We start from the raw sequence: 3,665 nt of genomic DNA, 5'->3' as shown, positions 1-3,665 counted from the left end.
TGGGGTCGGTTCCGGCTGAGGGCGAAATGACACCCTAAGCTTTCGGTTCCTTGGGCCAAAGATATTCGCCAGTCAGTAGAATGTGCGCCCAGCCCAATGGGGATATGTGGGGAAGAAATTCAGGGGGAACATCCAACCCTTCGTTCCGCCGCTCCGTGACGGCATGACCAAGATGGACGGTATTCCAGTAAATGATCACCGCAGTCAATAAATTGAGCCCAGCGATTCGGTAGTGCTGCCCCTCTGTCGTGCGATCGCGAATTTCCCCCTGCCTCCCGATACGGAGCGCATTTTTGAGCGCATGGTGGGCCTCTCCCTTGTTAAGACCGATCTGAGCACGCCGCTGCATGTCCGTATCCAGGATCCACTCAATAATGAAAAGGGTCCGTTCAATACGACCAACTTCACGAAGCGCAACTGCAAGGTTGTTTTGTCGTGGGTAAGAAGCGAGCTTGCGCAGGAGTTGGCTGGGCCTGATTTTGCCAGCGGTCATCGTCGCGGCACAACGGAAAATATCAGGCCAGTTCGCAACGATAAGATCCTCCCGGGCTTTTCCACCTACCAACTTGCGTAACTCCCTGGGGGTCGTATCGGGATTAAATACGTACAACCGCTTCGATGGCAGATCCCTGATTCGCAGAACGAGATTGTAGCCGAGCAGGCTACTGGCTCCGAACAAATGGTCGGTGAATCCTGCTGTATCGGCATACTGTTCGCGAACATGGCGACCGACCTCGTTCATCAGTAGTCCATCGAGAATATACGGTGCCTCGCTCACGGTCGCCGGGATCGACTGACAAGCGAATGGCGCGAACTGGTCGCTTACGTGAGTATACGCTTTGAGGCCGGGAACAGAACCATATTTGGCATTGACCATGTTCATGGCTTCGCCATGCCGCGCTGTCGGGAAAAACTGACCATCGCTCGATGCTGACGTGCCCATCCCCCAGACGCGTGACATCGGCAGTTTACCCTGCGCGGCCACCACAATTGCCAATGCCTGGTTCATGGCTTCGCTTTCAACATGCCAGCGGGCAAGGCGTGAGAGCTGCCAGTAATCATGCGTGTTTGTAGCTTCCGCCATCTTACGCAGGCCCAGATTGAGCCCTTCAGCGAGCAGGACGTTGAGCAGACCGATCCGGTCGCGACATGGAGCCCCGGTTCTCAGATGGGTAAACGCATCTGTGAAACCAAGGGCTGCATCAACTTCAAGCAGCATGTCGGTAATCCGAACGGACGGCATTCGGCGATACAGATCCAGTATGAGTGCCTCGGCACCATCCGGCACGTCTGCTGTCAACCTGTCGATCCGCAACGTTCCATCTTCTATGCTACCGTGCGGAATAGTGCCGTTACGGGCAGCCCGGGCCAGCCGCTTAAGAGCGATCGTGAGTCGCGCCTTTCTGTCTGCCAGCCAATCCTGTGGGTTGGAAGGCACGGCCAGTTTTGCATTTTCCTGCGCCGCGATCATCGGCACCAGTACCTGCTTGAGGTCACCATAGCGGCGCGAATGAGCGAGCCAGACATCTCCGGAACGAAAAGCATCCCGGAGGTGAAAGAGTACCGCCACTTCCCAAAGACGGGTATCTCCTTTTTCCTGAGCTCGTAAATGACGGTTCCATTTGGAGCTGGGCCGCAGGAAACGCCTTTCTGGCGATGCAACACCTTTCATCTCTCCGATCGACAAAGCTGCTGCTACCAATGGTCCGGCGACCGGCGCGGCTTCGAGCTTCAGACAGCGCAACATGCGGGGCGCATAACGACGAAAGCGATGGTATCCCTGCCCGACATATGCAAGAGGCTCATCGGCTAGCGTGTTGCTGAGTTGAGTCCCTGTCGCTACCAGTTGAGCGAGCCGGTCCCATGCAACCGAACTGGCGACAGCCATCTCCAGCGGGGTTCCGTCACTGCGGGCCTCAAGCAACGAAGCTCCCAGCGCGGTGAAGGTACGGATCGTATCCGTGAGTGTGGCTTTAGAGCCGGAAATTGTTTCGTCATGCTGGCGCTTCGCTTCCCGCCAGGTTTTTCCTACGATCCTGTCATGGGTTTCGACTATGGCATCAGCAATCGCCGCTTCCCACTCCACAACACAGACGGCAAGGATCGCCCAGCGGCGGTCCGAAGTGATGTCACGCAAACCGTCGGTGAAGTAGCGTTCACCCTGCCGACGCAGCCGGGCAATGCGATGGGCAGGTATGCTGGCCAAAGCACTATGATTGATATTCAGGGTACGCAGAAATTCGAGCCTGTCGAGCAAACGGTTAGCAGCAGCCGAGTTGTTACCAACCTCGAAGTTGCGAAGCCAGATGAAACGACTGATATTGCCGGCGAGCATTTCACTCAGAAGTTTGTCCAGGTGATCGCGAACATCCGCTGTTAAATTTTCCGCAATCCGCGTTTCAATCCGCCGCTCAGCGGCGACCAGAGCATCCGCGCACAAGCGCTCGATTGTCGATACTGCGGGCAGAATGGTGGAAGTTTCCCGACACCGCACAATAAAACGATGAGCAAGATCCTCGTTTGATCTGGCATCTTCGGCCTGGCCGAAAGTCCACTCCCGCAGATCACGGGCACCACGGCCCGTGAAGGTCTTGTAGCCGTAAATTTCGCGCAGCGTGTCCATGTGCTGCTGACGGGTTTGGCGCCGTGTGGCATAAGTGAGAAGCGCATCAGCCGGAACTCCAAGCTGAGCACCGACGAAGGAAAGGACTTCACGCGGGATCATCTCACCAGGAGCCAGTGCACGGCCCGGATATCGTAAGGCACAAAGTTGCAGGGCAAAGCCAATCCTGTTTTCCGGTCTGCGGCGCTGCCTAATGTTTTCCAGGTCATCATCGCCCAGCGTGTAGAACTTCAGTAGCGACAGTTCGTCCGTGGGCAGATCGAACAGCGCTGCTCGCTGCCGTTCGGTGAAAATATGGCGTCGTGACATACAAATTCGTCCCTTTTGAAGTATAGTCTGTTTTGGACAACAGCCAGCCCATATAAATCAGGGCGTTCCGATACAAAAATCCAGGAGGGTTCAATTGGGACATCGTGCCGCCATTTACTGCCGGGTTTCAACAGCGGATCAGTCTTGTGAACGCCAGGAATTTGATCTGCGAGCCTTCGCCGGCCGTGCCGGCTACGACGTGGTGGGAATATTTAAGGAAACAGGTTCAGGAACTAAACTCGACCGGGCCGAGCGAAAGAAAGTCCTGGCGCTTGCCCAGTCCAGACAAATTGATGCAATCCTGGTCACTGAGCTTTCCCGGTGGGGGCGCTCGACGCTCGATCTGCTCAATACGCTACGTGAACTGGAGAACTGGAAGGTTTCCGTGATAGCCATGAATGGAATGGCGTTCGATCTTTCGTCGCCGTATGGACGAATGCTGGCGACGTTTCTTTCCGGCATTGCGGAGTTTGAGCGGGATCTCATCAGCGAGCGGGTCAAGTCAGGCCTTGCTGTTGCGAAGGCACGTGGTAAGAGGCTTGGTCGTCAGGCCGGAGTGCGACCAAAATCAGACCGACTTTTGCCTAAGGTGGTTGCGATGAGGGCCGAGGGACGCAGCTATCGCTGGATCGCACGCGAGCTCGGTATCAGCAAGAATACCGTCGCTGACATCGTGCAACGACACAGAGCTAACGCTTAGGGTGTCATTTCGCCCTCAGCCGGAACCGACCCC

General features: G+C 56.1%; 2 protein-coding genes. One reads left to right on the top strand and one right to left on the bottom strand.

Going from position 1 to position 3,665, the window contains the following annotated elements; translation table 11 throughout:
* Window positions 1-34: 34 nt before the first annotated feature.
* Window positions 35-2,932 carry a Tn3-like element Tn5403 family transposase gene (locus ACMWLG_RS25400; protein WP_001553819.1) on the bottom strand — a complete coding sequence of 966 codons (2,898 nt, stop codon included), beginning with the start codon at window positions 2,930-2,932 and terminating at the stop codon, window positions 35-37.
* A 94-nt stretch (window positions 2,933-3,026) separates the two neighbouring features.
* Here ACMWLG_RS25400 and ACMWLG_RS25395 point away from each other — a divergent pair, with 94 nt between their 5' ends.
* Entirely contained in the window at window positions 3,027-3,632 is a 606-nt protein-coding gene (locus ACMWLG_RS25395) for a recombinase family protein (protein WP_000509966.1), read from the top strand.
* Window positions 3,633-3,665: the final 33 nt, after the last annotated feature.

It is taken from the genome of Enterobacter sp. 01-M-02-SI-ECC (genome assembly GCF_047530595.1).
GTDB lineage: Bacteria > Pseudomonadota > Gammaproteobacteria > Enterobacterales > Enterobacteriaceae > Enterobacter > Enterobacter cloacae_M.
Note: the sequence above shows the minus strand (reverse complement) of the source record. Positions and strands in the feature narration are given on the sequence as shown.